General features: G+C 52.9%; 21 protein-coding genes and 2 riboswitches. Of the genes, 2 read left to right on the top strand and 19 right to left on the bottom strand.

The window, feature by feature from the left end; all coding sequences use genetic code 11:
• The first annotated feature begins 337 nt into the window (after window positions 1-337).
• Complete coding sequence (locus ACWIZX_RS05010; RefSeq protein ID WP_448335014.1) at window positions 338-625, top strand: hypothetical protein; 288 nt, start codon at window positions 338-340, stop codon at window positions 623-625.
• A gap of 46 nt (window positions 626-671) precedes the next feature.
• Window positions 672-784, top strand: a riboswitch (TPP riboswitch).
• 99 nt (window positions 785-883) lie between these two features.
• A complete protein-coding gene (locus ACWIZX_RS05005) occupies window positions 884-1,570 on the top strand; it encodes a thiaminase II/PqqC family protein (protein WP_448335013.1) in 687 nt (228 codons plus the stop codon).
• 25 nt (window positions 1,571-1,595) lie between these two features.
• On the opposite strand, the gene ACWIZX_RS05000 is transcribed toward ACWIZX_RS05005, so the two are convergent.
• The 19 genes from ACWIZX_RS05000 to ACWIZX_RS04910 all read right to left on the bottom strand — a co-directional run.
• Window positions 1,596-2,540, bottom strand: a complete 945-nt coding sequence (locus ACWIZX_RS05000) for a cobalamin biosynthesis protein (RefSeq protein WP_448335012.1) — start codon at window positions 2,538-2,540, stop codon at window positions 1,596-1,598.
• 215 nt (window positions 2,541-2,755) lie between these two features.
• Entirely contained in the window at window positions 2,756-3,292 is a 537-nt protein-coding gene (gene nrdG / locus ACWIZX_RS04995; protein WP_448335011.1) for an anaerobic ribonucleoside-triphosphate reductase activating protein, read from the bottom strand.
• A gap of 19 nt (window positions 3,293-3,311) precedes the next feature.
• Entirely contained in the window at window positions 3,312-5,402 is a 2,091-nt protein-coding gene (gene nrdD, locus ACWIZX_RS04990; protein WP_448335010.1) for an anaerobic ribonucleoside-triphosphate reductase, read from the bottom strand.
• Window positions 5,403-5,656: 254 nt separating this feature from the next.
• Window positions 5,657-5,800: riboswitch (cobalamin riboswitch) on the bottom strand.
• Window positions 5,801-6,003: 203 nt separating this feature from the next.
• Window positions 6,004-6,381, bottom strand: a complete 378-nt coding sequence (locus ACWIZX_RS04985) for a SaoD/DsrE family protein (protein ID WP_448335009.1) — start codon at window positions 6,379-6,381, stop codon at window positions 6,004-6,006.
• Window positions 6,378-6,545 carry a 50S ribosomal protein L33 gene (rpmG, locus tag ACWIZX_RS04980; RefSeq protein ID WP_448335008.1) on the bottom strand — a complete coding sequence of 56 codons (168 nt, stop codon included), beginning with the start codon at window positions 6,543-6,545 and terminating at the stop codon, window positions 6,378-6,380. Before rpmG ends, ACWIZX_RS04985 begins: the two co-directional genes overlap by 4 nt.
• Before the next feature lie 17 nt (window positions 6,546-6,562).
• Window positions 6,563-6,691, bottom strand: a complete 129-nt coding sequence (locus tag ACWIZX_RS04975; protein WP_448335007.1) for a hypothetical protein — start codon at window positions 6,689-6,691, stop codon at window positions 6,563-6,565.
• 118 nt (window positions 6,692-6,809) lie between these two features.
• A complete protein-coding gene (locus ACWIZX_RS04970; RefSeq protein WP_448335006.1) occupies window positions 6,810-8,453 on the bottom strand; it encodes a nucleoside recognition domain-containing protein in 1,644 nt (547 codons plus the stop codon).
• 8 nt (window positions 8,454-8,461) lie between these two features.
• The gene (locus ACWIZX_RS04965; RefSeq protein ID WP_448335005.1) at window positions 8,462-9,583 is read right to left on the bottom strand and encodes an NAD(P)/FAD-dependent oxidoreductase; all 1,122 of its coding nucleotides are present in this window, start codon (window positions 9,581-9,583) and stop codon (window positions 8,462-8,464) included.
• Window positions 9,580-10,644 carry a CobW family GTP-binding protein gene (locus ACWIZX_RS04960; RefSeq protein WP_448335004.1) on the bottom strand — a complete coding sequence of 355 codons (1,065 nt, stop codon included), beginning with the start codon at window positions 10,642-10,644 and terminating at the stop codon, window positions 9,580-9,582. The genes ACWIZX_RS04965 and ACWIZX_RS04960 overlap by 4 nt, the downstream gene beginning before the upstream one ends.
• Before the next feature lie 3 nt (window positions 10,645-10,647).
• On the bottom strand, window positions 10,648-10,890 hold the full coding sequence (locus tag ACWIZX_RS04955; protein WP_448335003.1) for a large ribosomal subunit protein bL28: 243 nt from the start codon (window positions 10,888-10,890) through the stop codon (window positions 10,648-10,650).
• A 42-nt stretch (window positions 10,891-10,932) separates the two neighbouring features.
• Window positions 10,933-12,165, bottom strand: a complete 1,233-nt coding sequence (locus ACWIZX_RS04950; RefSeq protein WP_448335002.1) for a sirohydrochlorin chelatase — start codon at window positions 12,163-12,165, stop codon at window positions 10,933-10,935.
• Between the two features lie 154 nt (window positions 12,166-12,319).
• Window positions 12,320-13,420 (bottom strand): CobW family GTP-binding protein, encoded by a 1,101-nt coding sequence (locus ACWIZX_RS04945; RefSeq protein ID WP_448335001.1) that lies wholly within the window; start codon window positions 13,418-13,420, stop codon window positions 12,320-12,322.
• A complete protein-coding gene (locus ACWIZX_RS04940; protein ID WP_448335000.1) occupies window positions 13,413-13,664 on the bottom strand; it encodes a zinc ribbon domain-containing protein in 252 nt (83 codons plus the stop codon). Before ACWIZX_RS04940 ends, ACWIZX_RS04945 begins: the two co-directional genes overlap by 8 nt.
• Before the next feature lie 153 nt (window positions 13,665-13,817).
• Window positions 13,818-14,414: a hypothetical protein gene (locus ACWIZX_RS04935; protein WP_448334999.1), complete on the bottom strand. Its 597-nt coding sequence runs from the start codon at window positions 14,412-14,414 to the stop codon at window positions 13,818-13,820.
• On the bottom strand, window positions 14,411-15,310 hold the full coding sequence (locus ACWIZX_RS04930; RefSeq protein ID WP_448334998.1) for a Crp/Fnr family transcriptional regulator: 900 nt from the start codon (window positions 15,308-15,310) through the stop codon (window positions 14,411-14,413). The genes ACWIZX_RS04935 and ACWIZX_RS04930 overlap by 4 nt, the downstream gene beginning before the upstream one ends.
• Window positions 15,311-15,489: 179 nt before the next feature.
• Window positions 15,490-16,323 carry a CPBP family glutamic-type intramembrane protease gene (locus tag ACWIZX_RS04925; protein WP_448334997.1) on the bottom strand — a complete coding sequence of 278 codons (834 nt, stop codon included), beginning with the start codon at window positions 16,321-16,323 and terminating at the stop codon, window positions 15,490-15,492.
• A gap of 20 nt (window positions 16,324-16,343) precedes the next feature.
• Window positions 16,344-17,219 (bottom strand): CPBP family intramembrane glutamic endopeptidase, encoded by an 876-nt coding sequence (locus ACWIZX_RS04920; RefSeq protein WP_448334996.1) that lies wholly within the window; start codon window positions 17,217-17,219, stop codon window positions 16,344-16,346.
• 25 nt (window positions 17,220-17,244) lie between these two features.
• Window positions 17,245-17,808, bottom strand: coding sequence for a helix-turn-helix domain-containing protein (locus tag ACWIZX_RS04915; RefSeq protein WP_448334995.1), 564 nt, complete (start codon window positions 17,806-17,808; stop codon window positions 17,245-17,247).
• Window positions 17,809-17,968: 160 nt separating this feature from the next.
• The coding region (locus ACWIZX_RS04910) for a hypothetical protein (protein ID WP_448334994.1) at window positions 17,969-18,179 on the bottom strand (211 nt) is incomplete at its 5' end.

Here is an 18,179-nt window from a genome sequence, read left to right as displayed (position 1 = left end):
GGGCAGGGCTTTCACCTGACCCCTGCTCTCTGTGCCGCCGCGGCTAAAGCGTACTCTTTCCCTTCACAGCCATTCTGGTATGAATGATTGGACTTTTTATATCAAAATTGAAAGCGAAAGTCAAGAGGGATTTTTTTGCGAGAATCATCTCATTTGGGCTTCTGCCGGCTGCGGATGGAGCTGGACTGAACCCCCAAGCACAAAGACGCAGACACCTTTTTCCAGAACAAAGTTTCAGGGTAAGCCGTAAGCGCCGCCGAACTACCACCCACCTGCTTGCAGTTTTACCTGAAAATACTGTATAATCAACCTTGAACAAACCAAAGGAGGGAAAATCATGGAAGTTTGTTTCGGATTTGTAGCAATATCAGTCATCATTACATATATCCTCATTAATCGCATGGTAAAAGAAGATAATGCCACGCAGCAAACGCCCAACGACCCCGATGAGCTCAGCACGGAAGATAAGATGATGAGGCTTTACATCCTGAGACAACTCAGCAACCAAATGAACCCCAATAATTTCGACGGCAACCCGCACAACGACTCTTTCGGGTCTATCATCACCCCAGGCACGGACGCTAATCGGGGTTTTGGCGGTGATCGGCCGTGGAATCACCATTAAAATATTATTTGCAGGATTGACTCGCCGCATCCGGCGGGTATAATATTCAATAACAACGGGGAGCCCGGTGCGGCCGGGCTGAGAGGAGGACCGTCCAGTCCTCGACCCGCAGAACCTGATCCGGGTAATTCCGGCGGAGGGAAGAATAAAACCGCTGTGGTTTCGCTTACTGTCAACCCTCTCCGGCGAGAGGGTTTTTTGATGCTCCTCCTCCCCCATGCACAGTTCAATTTTTATTTGTGAAAGGAGAAAGGAAAAATGAATACACTGCCTTCAACTTATTCCTCAGCCGTGCAACTGATTTCTGGCCTGCGCAGCGAACTGCAGCCGATCCTGGACGGCATCCGCACCCACCCCTATCTCGATGCTCTGGAAGCCGGCCGCGTTCCACGCGACTCGCTGCGCATTTTTGCCGCCCAACAGTACCACATCGTCACCAACGGGATCATGAACATCGCCCTGATCACCGCCCGTTTCGGCAACCTGCCCAGCCGCGAAATGCTGAACTTCTTTCTGCAAGCCGAATTTGAAGTCAACCGCGCCGTGCTGGAATTTGCTGCCGCCTTACCGATGAGCGAGGCGGAATTGAAAGCCGCGCCTCTGCTGGCAGGGGCTTTGCCTTTCAGCTACTTTGAAACCTACCTGTGCTTTTACCGCTCCGACGCCGAACTGATCACCGCCTTCCTGTTCGACGCCGAGGTGTGGATTGCAAACGCGCGGCGGGTAAGCCGAGCCCTGCAGGAACATTACGGCTTCGACCGTCAGGCAGTGCGCTTCTTTGAAATGTACGCTAACTATCAGGCCGCCGAAGAGCAGGTCTATCCGCCGGTGCAGGCAGCGTTGGAACGCGGCGTAACCGAAGCGGATATTCGTCAATCCGCCCGCCTGCTGCTGGAATATGAAAAAATGTTTTGGGATGCGATGGCTGCTGCCGCAGGTGTGTGAAGGATGAGATCAATCAAGGCTTAATTCAAGTTTGCACCAGCAGAGGTTTGATCATTGCAATCGCAACCGTTACACGCTTGAACCTCTGGTTTTTTACCAGCAGAGTTTCGGCACCAGAGGCCAAATGCGCAGCCGTTTCAGCAACTCCACCGCCGTTGCGGGAGGGTCGAACTGCCGGGAAAGAATCCGTGTGATTCTTCATTTGGTTGATTCGCTCGCGGGAGAAAGTCCGCAAGGAGCAGTGATGCAGTCTGGCTGCCTCGTTTAGGCCCGGCTCGTCCCTTAGATCTTCAGCAGTTGCCAGGCAAACCAGACTCTCGGGCGACAGGTTAAACCTTAGCAAAACGGTTAGAACCGCCTGGCTGATGTCATCGCCGGATGTACCGGGCGGAAAATTCACCCCAACCGCAAGAAGCGGCAGAAAACAAACCAGCGCATGATCAACGCTCTGCCAGAACATATCATCTATGCTGCGGCAAGTGAGAACCACCAACTTTCGGTATCCACTTGCCGCAGCGGTTTGCCAGTCAGGAAATGCCTGTGTCCAAGGAAAATTCATCCATGAAGCAGGAAGGTTCAAATCACCATCCTTTACCAAAGCCACGGGCTGATGATTGATCAACGCAGCCAGGACATCGCCTGGATGGCTCTTTGGGTGCAGTTTCCACCCTTTATCTCCCGAAATCCAATCCAATGATAGCGAATGGACTTGATCGCCGAAGTCGGTCACCACCTCCTGACCTCCGGTAATTTTGGCTACTTCTCGGGTAAAATGATTGGTGTTTTTGTCAGTATCACCGAACAGACTGACCACAAATTTTCCCGATAAGTCCACAATCAAAACGGATGGAAGGTTCTCACAGTTGACCAGCAAAGGTGCTAACCCGCGAATGACCACACCAGCAGGCATGACACAGACCAGTGTCTGATAGCGTTGGAACAGATCCTGCAACATATTCGGTACGGGCATTTCAAAACCGAACACTCCGTTTGTGACTCTTTCGCCTGGCTGCAAAAACTGTAGCGGGATAAAAAGATGGCTATCACTCAATTGGCTGTGGATCTTGCGTCCCAATTGCACAGCCGGATAGGCTGAAGCAAGGATCGCCGTGCCTAATCTGGCTGTTGGAGATCTTCGGATTCTTCCCACAAATCCAAAATCTGGCTGGGGGTGAATTTTCAAGGTCATGTTGCGAACAGTCCCATTCTGGTCGGGGCTGAAGGTGTTTCCCAAAGAACCACTTGATTTCGGGACAGACTCTCCTTGACTAAAATAATCCTCTGATTTTCCGAACCCCGGTAGGGAAGATGTGAACTTTTCAAAGATTCGATGAACGCTCCATCCACGATCACATCCACGAGGTTGATCAGATCCATGAAACCCGGTGCTTCACGGTTTTTCAACAGCTCTTCCCAGGTGTAACCGGTGTAAACCCATAAATTCATAGGGTGGGTTTTGATTTTCCCGGCGATTACTGCGGCTGCTTCGGCTTGCGCAAAAGGCTCCCCGCCGCTAAAGGTAACCCCTGCAAGCAAAGGGGTGATTCTGAACATTCGGACGACTTCCTCGGTGTCCATTTCCCGACCACCCGCAAAACTCCATGTTTGGGGATTATGGCATCCCACACAACGGCGAGGACATCCCTGAAAGAACAGGGTTGAGCGGATGCCGGGACCATCGGTAACACTTTCATGAATCAAGCCGGCAATGCGAACTTTCATGGGTAACTTTCTACTTTCCTTAAACGGACAAATGCACGCGGCGGTGTTCCAATTCTTCCTTTTTGGCATCGTTGAATCGATCCACTGTGGAAAGATAACCGGTAATCCGCCGGATACGACGAATATCAGATGATCCACAAACCGGGCATTCATCTTGAATAATTCCGCGGTTTGAACAGGAAAGACATTCGTCTATGGGGAAATTAATCCCGACATAGCCCATATTGCAACCTTTCATATGGCGAAGCAGGCGCTCAAAGGCTTCCAGGTTGTGTACCGGCGGAGCATCCAGTTCAACATAGCTGATGTGGCCGGCATTACACAATTCGTGATACGGCCCTTCAATCAGGCACTTCTCATAGGATGAAATTTCGAAATTCACCGGAAGGTGAAAACTGTTGGTGTAATACGACTTGTCGGTGATACCCTCCAGTACGCCAAACATGCGGCGATCGAGGGCGACAAAACGCCCCGAAAGACCTTCCGCAGGGGTCGCCAGAAGAGTGAAATTCAAGTCGTAGTCTTCAGCAAAGCGGTCCACCATCTTCCGCATGAACTTAATGATTTCCAACCCCAGTTGTCTGGAATCGAAATCCTGGCCGTGATGCTTACCGGTTAAGGTGAGCAAAGTTTCGGCCAACCCGATGAATCCGATGGACAGCGTACCGTGTTTGATGACGGGTTCAATTGGATCTTCGGGCTTCAGCAATTCTGAGCCAAGGTAAAGCCCCTGTCCCATCAAAAAGGGCATATCGCGTACTTTCAGGCGGGACTGAATGCGAAAACGATGGTACAGCTGCCGGGCAGCCAGCGCCATCACCGCTTCCAATTCGTGAAAGAAAACCTCAATGTGCTTGTTAGCACGGATGGCAATGCGCGGCAGGTTAATGGTAGTAAAAGATAAATTTCCACGCCCATTGCTGATCGCCGGCCCGTGTCGGTTAGCAATCACCCGAGTACGGCAGCCCATGTAGGCAACTTCAATACCGTAAGGCCGATTGAAGGAAGAATCCATAAATGCAAAAGTCGGATTCATTCGTTGAGAGGAAACACGCATGGCCAATTGAAACAGATCGTAATTTGGGTCACCCGGATTGAAGTTGATGCCTTCTTTCAGTCGAAAAATGATATTGGGAAAGACCGGACTCTCCCCCCGACCCAACCCTTTTTCGTAAGCTTCAAGCAGGCATTTTGTCACCAGCCTGCCTTCAGGAGTCACATCACAGCCTAAATTAATTGAACTGAACGGCACCTGCGCTCCAGCCCGACTGTGCATTGAGTTGAGGTTATAAACCAGCGCTTCCATCGCCTGAAAGACCTCAAATTCAGAAGCCCCCGAAACAAATGCCGCCATATCTTGATCAAATGCTGCAAAAGATTGACCGCCGTGCATGTCATTTTGCGAACTTTGCAGAATAATGGCTGCCAGTGCGGTTGCAGATGAGGGACGTTTAGGTGGACGAATAAATCCATGGCCGGTATTAAAACCACTGCTCAGCAGCCTGCCCAACGGAATCTGAACACAGGTGAGCGTTTTGCCGTAAAAATCCAGATCATGAATGTGAAAATCGCCATTGCGATGAGCCTGCGAGATATCCTCCGGAATCAAACGCGATAGATAATACTGCCGACTAGCAGCGGAAGCGATTTGCAACATTTTGGCAGAAGGAGAATTACTGATATTTGCATTTTCGCGGCTGGTTTCCACCAAAATATCTTCGACAATATCCATTAATTCGGAGCGGGCTTCCCTCATTCGGGTACGGCGATCGCGGTAGAGGATATATGCCTTGGCGGTTTTGGCGTGTCCACGTTCAATCAATACTTTTTCGACAGCATCCTGAACTTCTTCGACGGTTGGTATTTCCTGGTTTTTTTGTTCGGCTAAATAACGTACCACGACTCTGGCAAGTTCTTCAGCTAAACGGACATCACTTCCGCCAACCGATTTAGCCGCCTTGAAAATTGCTTGTGAAATTTTATCCACATCAAATTCAACAATCCGTCCATCCCTTTTGCGAATCCAATAAAAGGGTTGATTGGGAATTTGCTCTGCAACGGATTGAGTTGTTGGCTGAAACGAGGATGAATGGACAAGAAGTTTGTTCATTTTTTTGGCTCCTGAAGGAATCGAAATAGGTGAATTGGTTTATAAAATAGTGAATACAGATGGAAAAGTGGAAGTTTCTCTAAAACGTCAGTTTTTCAATTTGGCAACTTCGCTTTGTTGGAGAAAAACGTACAGTTTCTGAAAAACACGGTTAAATGAGAAACGCTCAATCCTCCTTAAAGGATTGAGCAAGTCAGGCCGATCAATTAAAGTATGATTTTGCCATCACCGCCTCCTTGCTCGAGAAGGACAAATGAAATCACTTGTTCAAGGCAGGCATCCTGGCTTCTGGTTGCATTGACCAGTTACAGTTGCGGCACAGCGCTGGACTTTCACCAGCTTACGCCCATTAAGCCCTGGCATCCGGGCATCGGGTCACCTTGAAAGAAGTGTTATATAAATTGCTTGCAGACTGACAACATTATAGCAAAGAATGCGTTCCTTTTGTCAATCCATTAAGGGATGAATTTCGGCAAAAAAACGAAATGGTACCAATATGAATCCGATTTCAACCGTCTATTCCTCCTTGCCGGGGACGGCACAAAGAACGACAGCCGCCCCCGGCGTTTGCGGGAGGAGCAGATGCGCAAGCAATACCGTGTTACAAACTGATCACATAATCAGGCGGGTTGTGAGAGAGGGCTTCATAAAGCTGCGGGAAGCAGCCTACTTTTGCGCCTTCAATCATACCTTTGGGTTGAACCGAACCAGCCCCGCAGCCCGAAAATTCACCTTCTGCCAGCTGCCGGCGCAGCGCACATTGATCGCAGGCCATGATCAAAATGCCCTGTTCAGCAGCTACTTTGGCAAGCCGTTCGCCAATCGGATCACCTTGCCGCAGGGCGAATACATTATCGTCGAAAAACATCATTCCCACCACTTGCGCGCCGTGAATGCCCTTTTCCAACTGCGGCAGGATCATGGTCGCCAGTTCATAAACGGATGCCATCGGGGATTTGAAAATATACGCTACTTTCACTTTGTCTCCTTGAAGAGAACATGTTTTTTCAAAATGGGATCGTACTTACGCAGATCCAGCCGAGCGGAATCGTTGCGGCGATTCTTTTCAGTGTAATAAATGTGGTCGCTTTCGGTGCTTTTCAGTTTGGTGACGATGCGAATATCCTTCTTTTTACTGGCCATCTTTTCTCCTCTACTTATCAGGCTTGATTTGAGTCGTAGGAAATGCTGACATTGCTGATGTGGGTGATCCACGTTCGTCCATCGCCCTGGCGCACAATGCGGACAAAGCCGCTTGCAATACAGTACTCCACTTCTGATGCTTCCATGTCACTATTCTCACATGTGGCACACTTGTTCGCCAGGAAGCAAACGTGAACATTTTTCAAGATATTGGTGGCAAATAATGGTTGCATGGGCAATCTCCTTTTCGATGCGTTTTTGGCATTATCTGGCAAATGCCAGTTTCAAAACTTGAAATAGTGGGCCTGCCCAGGCTAGCACGATGGAGAAGACAACTGCCGCGGCAGCCTGGCGCAGCATCAGTCGCAGCGCCAGCCGAGGCGATTGTTCGCGCGCAATTGTTAGCGCCGTTACCAGGCAGGGCAACAGCACACCGCCCAGGTAAACGCCGGTCAGCAGTTCGAGCGGCGCGAGAAGCTGCGCCAATTCGGGCCGGGCAAACAGCAGCAGACCGTCTTTGCGGACAGATGCCATCACGACGGGTAGGGCGGCTTCCGCCGGCAGGCGAAAGAGCGCCATGACCGGCGTCAACAAACCTGAAACTGCATCCAGCACGCCCAGACCGTTTAGCACAGAGGCCAGCAGGGTGATGGCAAAAAACACGGGCAGGGCGGTGCCGAAGAATTGACCGAGCGTCAGGCGCATATCGCGCCAGATGCTTTGCGGCGAGGGCCATTCGAGGAAATTGCGCCGTTCAATCATCAGCAAGTTGAGCGCCGAACGCGCTTCCGGCGGCGAGGTGAAGCGCGTATACAGGAAAGCCGAGCCAAGGAGCATGAACATATACGGCCAAATCAGCCAGGGACGCCCGGCGGCGGCAAAGACTGCCAGCGTGGCTCCAAATTGATAGGAACAGGCTGACCCAAAGGCAATTGCGGCAATCGCAGGGCCGCGCGTGCAAGCTGAACAAGCGCGCGTGCTAATCACCGCCGGAACATTGCAGCCAAAGCCCATCATCACGCGCAGCAAATCGCGCCCGGCCAGGCCTATCGGACGCACCAGCGGGTGCAGGGTGGCTGTGATGCGCTCCGCCAGGCCGCTGGCTTTGTAGAAACCGAGCAAGAGGGCATACAGAACCACCGTTGGCACCGACCAGACGAACATCAGCGGACCCATCGTCAACAGGCCATAATCACCGCTGAGCATTTCTGCCAACAACGGCGGAAGCGTTTGCGTCAGCGCAACCCAAGTTGCGAGTAAACCCCGAACCAGCGGTTCCACCAGGGCAGCGAATGAATTGGCAGCCCACACTGCCAATCCCGCCGGCAAGAGCAGCAAAAATGATGCAAACAGCGGCCCCCAAAAAGGCCAATCGAGGGGGCCTGGAGCGGGTTCAATCTGCCAGCCAATTCTCCAGGGGATGGATTTTTCCTTAAGGGACGGCGCCTCATTCAGCGCGCGAAACAGGCGGGTTCGTTCTTCAGCATTCACGTTGCGCGCATCCAGCGCAATCACCGGTACACCAAGGGCCGCGCGCAGGCGTTCCAGAACGGCTTGCCCACCGGAATCCCCAGGCACTTTATCCCAAAATGTGAGTGCAACAACACCTTGTTTTCCAGCCACCAACGGGAGCAGGTCGTTCAGGTCTTCATCCAAATGGGTAGATTTGGCGACCAGCAAAACCCTTTCGTTCGCTTGCAATTGTGCCAGCGCCATCTGGGTGGTCTGGCTGTCGCTCTGGAGCAGAATGCCAGGGGTATCCACAAAGTGATGATTTCCATCCGAATAGATTTCGCAGGTAACCGTCGAACCGCGAAAATTGGCGCTGAGCGGGGTTCGCCCGGTCAGGTTGGCAGCCAGCATGGTCTTGCCCGAATTTTCTTTGCCGATGATCAGGGTGGTGTCCATTAGCCTCCTTAACATGCACAGACTTCGCCACAGGAGGAAAGGTCGTCCAGGTACATATCGTAGGCGCGGTAATACTCCAACGGTTCGATATCCATGCCCAGCCGTTCGCCGATGGTGCGCGCCACCACGGCAAAACGCTGGCGGAATTTGTAGATAAAGCAAAAAATGACATTTCCCTGCCGCACCGATGGCCCAACCAGGAATAAGCCCGGGGTGATCGTGGATTCATCGTTCTCGGTCAGTTCAGGCAGGCCATCTTTGCGCCAGGCAAAGCGCGGGTGAATCAGGTGGGCGCTGCTCTCGAAACCGGTTGCCAGGATGGGCGGAGCGTCGGCGCTAAAGCGTTTGCGCCGAGTGGTGTGAACGACAAATTCGCCATTGAGCTGGGTGACTTTCTGCACTTCCAGGCCACCCAGCAGATCGAGGTTGCCGCTCGACATCACCTCGCGCAGGCGTTCAAGCGTGAACGGCGACAGCGACGTACTGGGGTCTTGCCCATCGGCCTGCCAGACGTTGGAGCGTTCCAACACCTGCACCTGCTTGCCCAAACGAACCAGGTGGATGGCAGCGTCGATTCCGCTTTCATAACCGCCGATGACAACCACCCGCTGGCCTTTGATATCTTGCCACGATTTCACCTGGCTGTTGTGCAGGCACAATTCAGAGCCGGAGAAGGCTGGCCGCCGGGGATATTGAAATTCACCCGCCGCCCAAATGACAAAGCGCGCCCGCCAGTCTCCCCGCGCCGTCAGCACGCAAAACGTTCCATCGCTTTCAGGCAGTAAATCTCGCACGTCCACCCTTGTTTCGACCGGCAGTTCAAAGTACTCGCTCAGGAGTTGCAGATATTCGGCGTAGGATTTGCCGTCGGGGTGTTCCATTTTGAGGGTGTAAGCGGGCGAAGTGCGCGGGGCGATGGCGTTCAGGTCGAGAGAGCCAAAGGCATGACCATTGAACGAAGGTGTAATCATGCGCATTTCGCGCGGCCAGCGGCGAAATGATGCGCCGACTTCGTGGCGTTCGAGGATGGCAAAGTTTTGCAGCCCCAGGGTTTGCAGCACCAGCCCCATGCCCAGCCCAGCCGGGCCTCCACCGATGATCAGAACGTCATAAAATTTTGAGGTTGTCATAGAATACTTGACTTTGTAATGCACGCCTCCAGCGCGGATAAAATCTCGGCTTTGGGCAATCCCTGGCCGATAAACACCAATTCGGTGGTTTCGATCTCTTCATGCACAGCGCTGCCTTCCAGTGGTTCAAGTACCTCAATTTCGCACAATCCTCCCGCCTGGCTGAGGATGACCGGGCTATGATCGGCAAAGAACACAATGCCCTTAGAGCGCATGACCCGGTCGTACACGGGGCTGTTTAAGAAGACCTCAAAAGATCGCCAATCGAGCGGCGTTTCAGAACGAAAGGCAAAACTGCCGAATCCGTACTCGTCCACTTCGCTGGAGGGTTGGTTCCATTCCAGGTCCCAATTTTGGGCTTCCGCGCCGCGTTCGTAGTCGTACAGTCCCGTGTTGATCAGCAGGGATGGGTCAACCTGCCCGTGGACAGTGTGGTAGATGTGCGCATCGGGGTTCAACTGACGGACGAAGGCCTCCAGGTTGGTGACATCGTCGGGTTCGGCCAGATCGGTTTTGTTGATCAGCACAATGTTGGTGAATTCGAGCTGGTCCACCAGCAAGGGCGCGAGTGGCTCGGTGACGACCTGCCCATCCGTATCCAGGCGTTCGCCTTCACTATTGTAGATGCTCCAGAAATTGACCGCATCCACTACCGTGATGATGCTGTCCAGCCGGACAACTTCCTCCAGGTTACCCATGTAGAAGGTCTGGGCAATCGGCATGGGTTCGCCGATTCCGGTCGATTCGATGAGGATATACTCCAGACCGGGAGTCTGGCTGAGGGCGGTGAGTTCGGTCAGCAAGTCCTCGCGCAGGGCGCAGCAAATACAGCCGTTGGACATCTGAATTACCTTCTCGGTGGTATGACACACAAATTTCGAGTCGATGTTGATTTCGCCAAATTCGTTGACGATAACGGCTATTTTGCGCCCGTGGTTGGCCGAAAGGAGTTGATTCAGCACGGTGGTTTTGCCCGCACCGAGAAAGCCGACCAACACGCTAATCGGGATGGGGGATTTACGATTTCTGGTTTTCGATTTTCGATTTCGCACTTGGGTCATTCTCTAACCTGCCAGTTGTTTCAACGCCGCCCACAGTTTTTTGCACGGTCTTTCCTTGCCCAGGGTGCGTATCTGGCGGGCAGAAAGCTGCAAACGCAGCGTCTTTCCATCCACCTCTATCGTCACCCACTGCAGATTGGGCTTGAACTGGCGAGAGGTGTGCCGCTGGGAAAAACTGACATTTCTGCCGAAGCGGGTTTTAGGCACCAGAAAACGACGGGCTTTGTGGTTCAGTTTGCGGGTCATTCTTTTTGACTTTTTCCTTTCATTGAGTTTCAATTCTTTGCCTCACGGATTCAGGCAGGCTTCGATGCGCTCGGCAAGCGCCTGCAAAACCAGCGGGTGGTCATTCCAGGCGCCGAGGTTGATCAGGCGCACCCCAGCCGGCAGTTCTACCTCGCTCAGCATTTCCGGGATTTCATACGTGCTGTGAATCCCTTCTGCACTTATGGAAGAGGAATAGACCAGCACCAATTCAACGTTCTGCTCCAGCAGGCTGCGCAAACCATCCTGCGGGGTGGGTTCGCGGTATTCCATCCACGCCAATGAAACATTTTGCGCCAGATAGCCCTGTTCTACCAGGCGGCTGCGAATCGCCAGACGAAAATCGGTTTCCTGCTTGGTTTGCTTGGGGTAAATGGCATCTGACTCCGGCGCTTGCCCGTGCGCTACCAGCAGAATACCTACCTTTTCGCGGGGAATGTTGCGCCGCACTTGCTCGCTCTGCTGAACGAACATGTCAATCAAATGATCGGAATTCCACAAGGGATAAGTAATGCAGACCGGAATACCCAGCTGTTCCAGATTCAACCCCGCAACCATTTCCTCACCTTCCTGGGTGTGGCTGGACTCGGTGAGAAAAACATTTGCCAGGATGATTTTTGCAGCACCATCCCGTACCGCCTGAGCAGCGGCTTCATCAGGATGTGGATGGTCGTCAATGAAACTCAGGTAGAAACGTAAATCGGGATGAACGGACGACATCATCTGCTCCAGCTTGAGCATGGTGCGGCTGTGAATGGCGTTGTGATGGCTGCCGCCGGCTTTCACAAACTCCCCACGAATAGCGTTGAAAAAGAACGGACGCAGTGGGTAAGGGATGAAAGGCACGCCGTCTTCATCCAGCTCTTGAATGGTGTGCTTCCAGGCCGGGATGGCTTTTTCGTAGGTCGGCGGTTCACCGTGGGTAAAATAAACCACGGCGGTAAAACCTGCCCCGGCTTTATTGGCAGGTAATTCCACTACTGGCGGAGGGGTGTGCGGCAGCGGCTGAAGGAAGAGAACCGTCCCCACCAGATAGCCAATGATGAACCCGGGCAAGAACAACGGAACGGCCACCAGCCGGCGCCACCCCGCGAAGACCCGAAGGGATACCAGAACGCCAGCAGCGATCAACAGCGCCAAAGCCGCACTGTACAACGGCATTTGCAGCGGCGGGGAAACCAGCATCTGTAAAAAGAAATAACCGGAAAGCAGCGAAAAAAGAACAAACAAGATTTGGTTCAGACTCGTTTTTTTCATTTTTGCGAAACCTCCATTTATCACTTGAGGATGATGGGAAGGATCTAGCGAGTAATATCCCATTAGAGATGTAGCAGTTTGGGGAGGATCAGTTTTTCACAGCCCAGCTGTGCAGCAGCCGGCGAAGCGGGCGGGCTGATGAAAAAGCCTAACATCATGCCTGATTGAAGGAAGTGCGCACCCAGTCCACCACCTCGCTCAGCGGGGTTTTGCGGCGGTTGACCTCACGGGTGAGAGCCCATTCAAAACGGCGCTTCAAATCCTGCGCGTCCACTCCGCCGGCGCTGCCGATAACCACAATCTCATTGTTTGGCACTTCGTCCTTGCGCCAATACTCACCCAAAGAAAGGCGCACCCGCCGGCCGGTCAGATGCAGAATACCTCGCCGCGCGGGCGCATCCGATAGATATACGAACCCCTTGGCGCGATAGATGGAAGGCGGAAGATTTTTGGTCACCTCGCGTAAATTTTTGAGCGTGAAAGGTTCAAAGGAACGGTAAACCCAGGTGTTGTACACCAGACTGTGGTCGTGATGGTGGTGATGATGGTGTTCTTCTTCTCCATGTTCTTCTTGTTCTTCTCCTTCGGCGGCGTGAACATGGACATCCCGCGCCTCACGGCTCAACTGGATCAGATCAAATCGTCCAACGCCCAGCGCCAGTTCAAGCGGAATCTTGCCAAAAGAGGTTTCAAAAATGCGCGCATCCGGGGCAATATCGCGCACCCAGCGGCGCACTTTTTCCAGACGCTTGGAGGTGATCAAATCCACCTTGTTCAGAACCACCATATCGGCCGCGCCAATCTGGTCCATCGCCAGCAAAGCGTTTTCGCCTTTCAGAGAAAGCACCTGGTCGGCGTCAATCACCGTCAAAATACTGTCCAGGTTAATGAGCGGACGGATGTCAGGCATCATAAAAGTCAGCGCCACAGAAACCGGGTCGGACACACCGCTGGTTTCAATCAAAATGTAGTCTGGGCGGTCGGGCCGCGCCAGCAGACGAATGACCGTGCGCAGCAAGTCATCCCGAATGGTGCAGCAGATACAGCCGTTAGAAAGGCTGACTGTTTCGCCCTCCACATCCACAATCAAGCGGCTGTCCACATTGACTTCGCCAAAATCGTTGACCAACACGGCAATTTTCAGGCCGTGTTCGCTGTTCAAGATGTGGTTTAACAACGTCGTCTTACCAGCACCCAAAAAACCGGTTAAGATGGTTAGTGGTATGGGTTGAAATGAATCGGCTTGTTCAGACATGAGTATTTTTTCTCCTTATCGGCATACAACAGGGACAGCCCGGGCGGTGGATGGGTTTGCCAGATGGAGTTACCGCCGCGGAGCTTTCATTTTGCCCACCGGAAAGACCTGCAAACAGCGCCGGCACGCGGCGGCATTCGCTGCCGCAAACCGGGCACCACATCGGCTCATCGGCTAATGCGATGGGGCGCATCTCTTCAATTTCCAAACCGCACTCTGCACAATAGTAAACGTAAATGGGCATCGTTCCACTAATGCTTACCACTTAAAAAGCGGGAATTGTTTACCGCCGCCGCTCAACCGCAAAGCTGCCGTGTAGTTTAACGGGCGATGAGCGAAAAATGATGTTTTATAAACCACAATCCAATGACTCAAATTCATCAAATCTCCGTAGTTTTCAGCACATTCCACTGAAAGGTTCGGGCAGGGTGCTCAACAGCAACCGGGTTTCTTCCACTGCTTGCCGCCAGCAGTCGGCCAGCCGATGCGGTTCGCCAATGCGCTTTTTGTTCCATTGAAGCCATGCCTCACGGCGGTAATCCACACCGCAGCGCTGCACAACCCACTGCTCGTAACTGGCAAACCAATCCCACATAAAAATCAGCCCGCTCCAAACCTGATAGACCTCCTCAACCGTAACGGGCATGCGCAGGGAGGGCAAGTCTTCCGGCCTCCAAATCGGGTGAGTGAGTTTACAGAGGCGGGGTGTAAATTCGCTGCGCCGCACAAGTACACCGGCTGAGCCATTTGGGCTGTACCAAAAGCCAAAACCCCACAACCTCAAGCAACCTTGTGCAGGCAAAGTCAGGGAGTATTGGGTGGCTGCCTTCCAATCCGCCGGCGGACGCAGGCGTTCAAAACCCATCTCCAACAGGAGATTTCCGCCGAAATGCCGCACATCGCAGCCCAGCAGCCAGAACTGTTGGTCCAACAGCGTGCTGATAGTGCTGCGCAGTGAAGAAGGGATATGCAATCGGCAGGATATTTCGTTCATGTGTGGGAAGCCGTCGCCGGTTGGGTGAGAATCAGCCGTTCGTTTTTGCCGCGGCCGGCCGTACGCAGTAAACCGCGCTGCTTAAGATTGGCCAGCAGACGGGTTATGGTCGTGCGGTTTGCGCCGATGGCGCTAGCCAGCAGTTGATGAGTTAGGCGCAAGTCAATCAAACTGCCCTGCGCATCCGGCTTGCCGAACTGTTCGGCAAGCAGCTTTAGAATGCCGAGCAGCCGGTCCTCAAGGTACGGCCGTGCCTGAGCAGAGGCCCACGCTTCGGTCAGGTAAAGCCGCCGCCGCAGACTTTGGATGAATTCCGGCTGCCTGCCGATTTGCGGCCAGTCAAACAGGGAAGCCCGAACAGCGGTATAAGCAATCAATTCCAGGTGGCAATCATCCGCCGGATGAGGCAACACCACCTGTCCGCTGCCGGTTAGCCCAGTTAGGGTCTGTTTGCCGTCTCTGTGAATAATAAACGTGGCTACAACTCCATCCTCGACCAGCAGAACTTGATCCGATTCCAGAAAGATAATCGCATTGGCCGGAAAGTTACGTGCCGACGGCTTTGCTTCTGCAGAAACAGCCGGAAAAAGCATGTGGAGCGAATTGATGAGTTCCGCGCTTGAAATACCGCGCGGAAATACCACCGCTGCCCCACACTGATAGGCCGGCAGGGTCAAGTTACCTTCCGGCGAAACATCCCAACCCACCCAGCCTTTTTGATTTTGCGGTAAATCCTGGTTGCCGGTAAGAAGGTAAACGTCTATGGAAGAACTTGACTGGCTGCCCAGCACAGAAGGAGTGGTATGTACGCCCCAATCGAGGGTAAAACCGGCATGCAGCAAGTCCACCACAACTTCGGAACAGAAACGCCAATTGCCATGCAGGAGAAGATTCATGGGGTTTTGAGAAGATAATGAAAATCGTTTTCATTATAGAGGATCAGATATTAAGTGTCAAGAAACACAACCCACGGCATCACCAATATTTATTGAACAGAGTGGGTATGCGGGAGCGTTTTACGCCTCCGCATATCCACTCTGCAGCAAAAGTTTATCCGCCTATATTTTGCCCCTGCTTACACCGAGGCCTCATCCGCCCTGGCAAGCCGCTTGCGGGTAATCAACGGAAGCAACAAGGTGATCAGGGAGAAGACGATCAAGAAAATAAACCAGGCCACCCCGCCCTGCGGCCCGACCAGATAATTCATCAGGTCGCCCAGATTGAACAGCAGGTTGACCAGCATGTGCGCCAACACCCCAAACCAAAAACCAAGGCGGATGCGCAAATAACCAAAGGTGAATCCGCCGAGGATCTGCGGTAAGAGCAGGAAAGGAACCAGCCAAACGGGTGGCGTGTTGGCATAATTGCCGATATGCGCCAGGCCGAACCACACTGCACCGATATAGTAGTAAATGGCAACATGTCGCTTGAAGAAGTCTGCGTAGGGATGACCCTTGCGCTGTCTGATCCAGAAAAACAGGCAAATGCCCCCGCTCAGCGCCAGATAGAAGAGCACCTTTGCGGCAACTGCTACCCCAAATTCGTCAAAAAGATTGGACGGAAACGGGGCATACTGAACGGTGGTTGAAAAAAGAGTGATGAAGAGGAAGAGAATGTTCGGCGCCAGACCGAGCCGGAAAAAAACTTCTTCGATCAACGGCACCAACAGAACCCCCGTCAACAGGACAGTGGGAGTAAATTCCTCTGCTACGGCCTGGTCGTCAAACTGGCTGACCTCAATCATCAGGTCGGTGAGCGGCCCTGTTCCCAAAGAAATGAGGATATCCAGGGCAACAATCATCAGGACGATGACCAGTTTGCGCGATAACGAGGCGCTCAAGTTTTCCGCGATGGGACGCCGTAAAAACTTCCAGAAATCCAGTACAGGATGGACAGAAAGGTTATTCATCTTAAAACTCCAACATTCTCTCACGCCCGGACGGCAGCCGCTTTGGCAGCGGTTTGACTTTCCAGCCGGGAAACGAGCCAATAGGTGATCGCCAATGTCACAAGCAAAGTAAGCAAACTGTAGAGTGGGTCAAGTTGCGTAGCGACAAGTAATGTGGGTACAGCCATTGCGCCCTTCTCGTAACCAACGATGGTCATTGAAAGGATGTTATTGACGGCATGGCCGCCTAACGCATAATCCAGCGAGCCGCTGCGCAGGGTGATCAGAGTATAACCGGCACCGATAGCAAACCAGTTTAGAGCAGCAAACCAGCCGAACTCGCCGGCTTCGGGATTGGCGAGATGCGGTAATGTAAACAAAATGCCGTTGATCACGCTTAACACCAGCGGATTTTGGGTCAGGCGGCCCGAGGCCTGCAGCAGATAGCCGCGATATAGGAACTCCTCCGCGCTGGTTTGCACGGGCACCAACAGCAAGGAAGCCAATAGAAACGGCCAGTTGGCAAAATAAGCCGGGTTGAACGTGTAATTGCCGTACAAAACGGCTTCAATTGTGATGAAAAGCAGAAACAGTCCCCCCCAAATCAACACGCCGAGCGCAATCCGCCGCAGGTTCAACCGCCCGGCGGGTCCGATCAGCGAACCCACTGAGCGGCGGTGCAGCCAGACGTTGACCAGGAAGACCCCCAACAGCAGCGGAAGAAAGCTGAGCAGGGACAGGACAAATTCCGTCAGCGTGCCGGTGCCGGGCGTGAACCACCCCAATTCCTGGGCAAACCCGATAATGAATGCGTTGCTGAGAACGAAGATGAGCACGATCAGGAAAATGCTGGCAAGATACCGCAGCCAGCTGTTCTTCCCCTGATCTGCCAGTGCAAGATAAACATTTTTGGACATCTTAAACCTCCTATGAATAAAAAGATTACCGGATATGAGAGTTCGACTTTTCAGCCACCAGAGCGGCCGGCAGCGGATGGCCGATGACGAAAATGCGCCGCTTGATGCGTCCCTGTGCCGGCAAGTTTCTTTCCAGGCTGCTCAATAGGTCATAAATCGCCTGACGCACCTGCACAAATTCCTCTTCGGTGGCGTAAAAAACGTGGTCGCGGGCAACGATATTGTCAAGGTCGAGTTTGCCCTGCTGGAGGGTATACTGCGCCAGGTCCTGCGCCACCGCCGAGCCGTACAGGCGCACATGATGGGCAAAATCTTCCAACCCGCCGGGCTGATTAACATCCTCAGGGTCAATCAGCCCCTCACAGGCGGTGTAAAAACGTTCTTCAATGCCGTTAATGTGGCGCGTTCCTGCAACTTGGATCACACCGGCTTCCAGCATTTTATGAACATGCCGATAAAGCGACGGCTTGGGAACATCCGTCAGGTAGTCGGCCAGCTGGTTGATGGACAGTTCCACGCCGTTAAGCGCCTGAAAAATGCGCATCCGCGCCGGGTGGTTGATCACCGAAAAATTTTTGAGTACGGGCATTTCGTTATTCCTTGAGAGATGACGAATAATATCATATTTGATAACGTTATCGAATATGATAATAATAAAAAATCAAAAAATCAAGACTGTTTGGGTAGATTTACACCTTTGTTAAAGAAGATTTAACCTAAATTGTGGATAAGAACCCCATCCAGTGCGGCTATTTTCCCACCTCGCCGCGCAGCCACCCCACAAAGTCACCGCCCTGTAAAATGAAATCATTTACATCCTTGACCCCTGGCGGCAGGCGCAGCGGGCGGGTGCGTTCGCTCAACCCTTCCAGCCAGCGCCGCCCGCTTTCCCCGGCGGCATCCGGGTCGTAAACCGCATACAGGCGTTGCAACGTGAGCAGATACGGCCCCCAGGCAGCC

It is taken from the genome of Bellilinea sp., from assembly GCF_053501535.1.
Note: the sequence above shows the minus strand (reverse complement) of the source record. Positions and strands in the feature narration are given on the sequence as shown.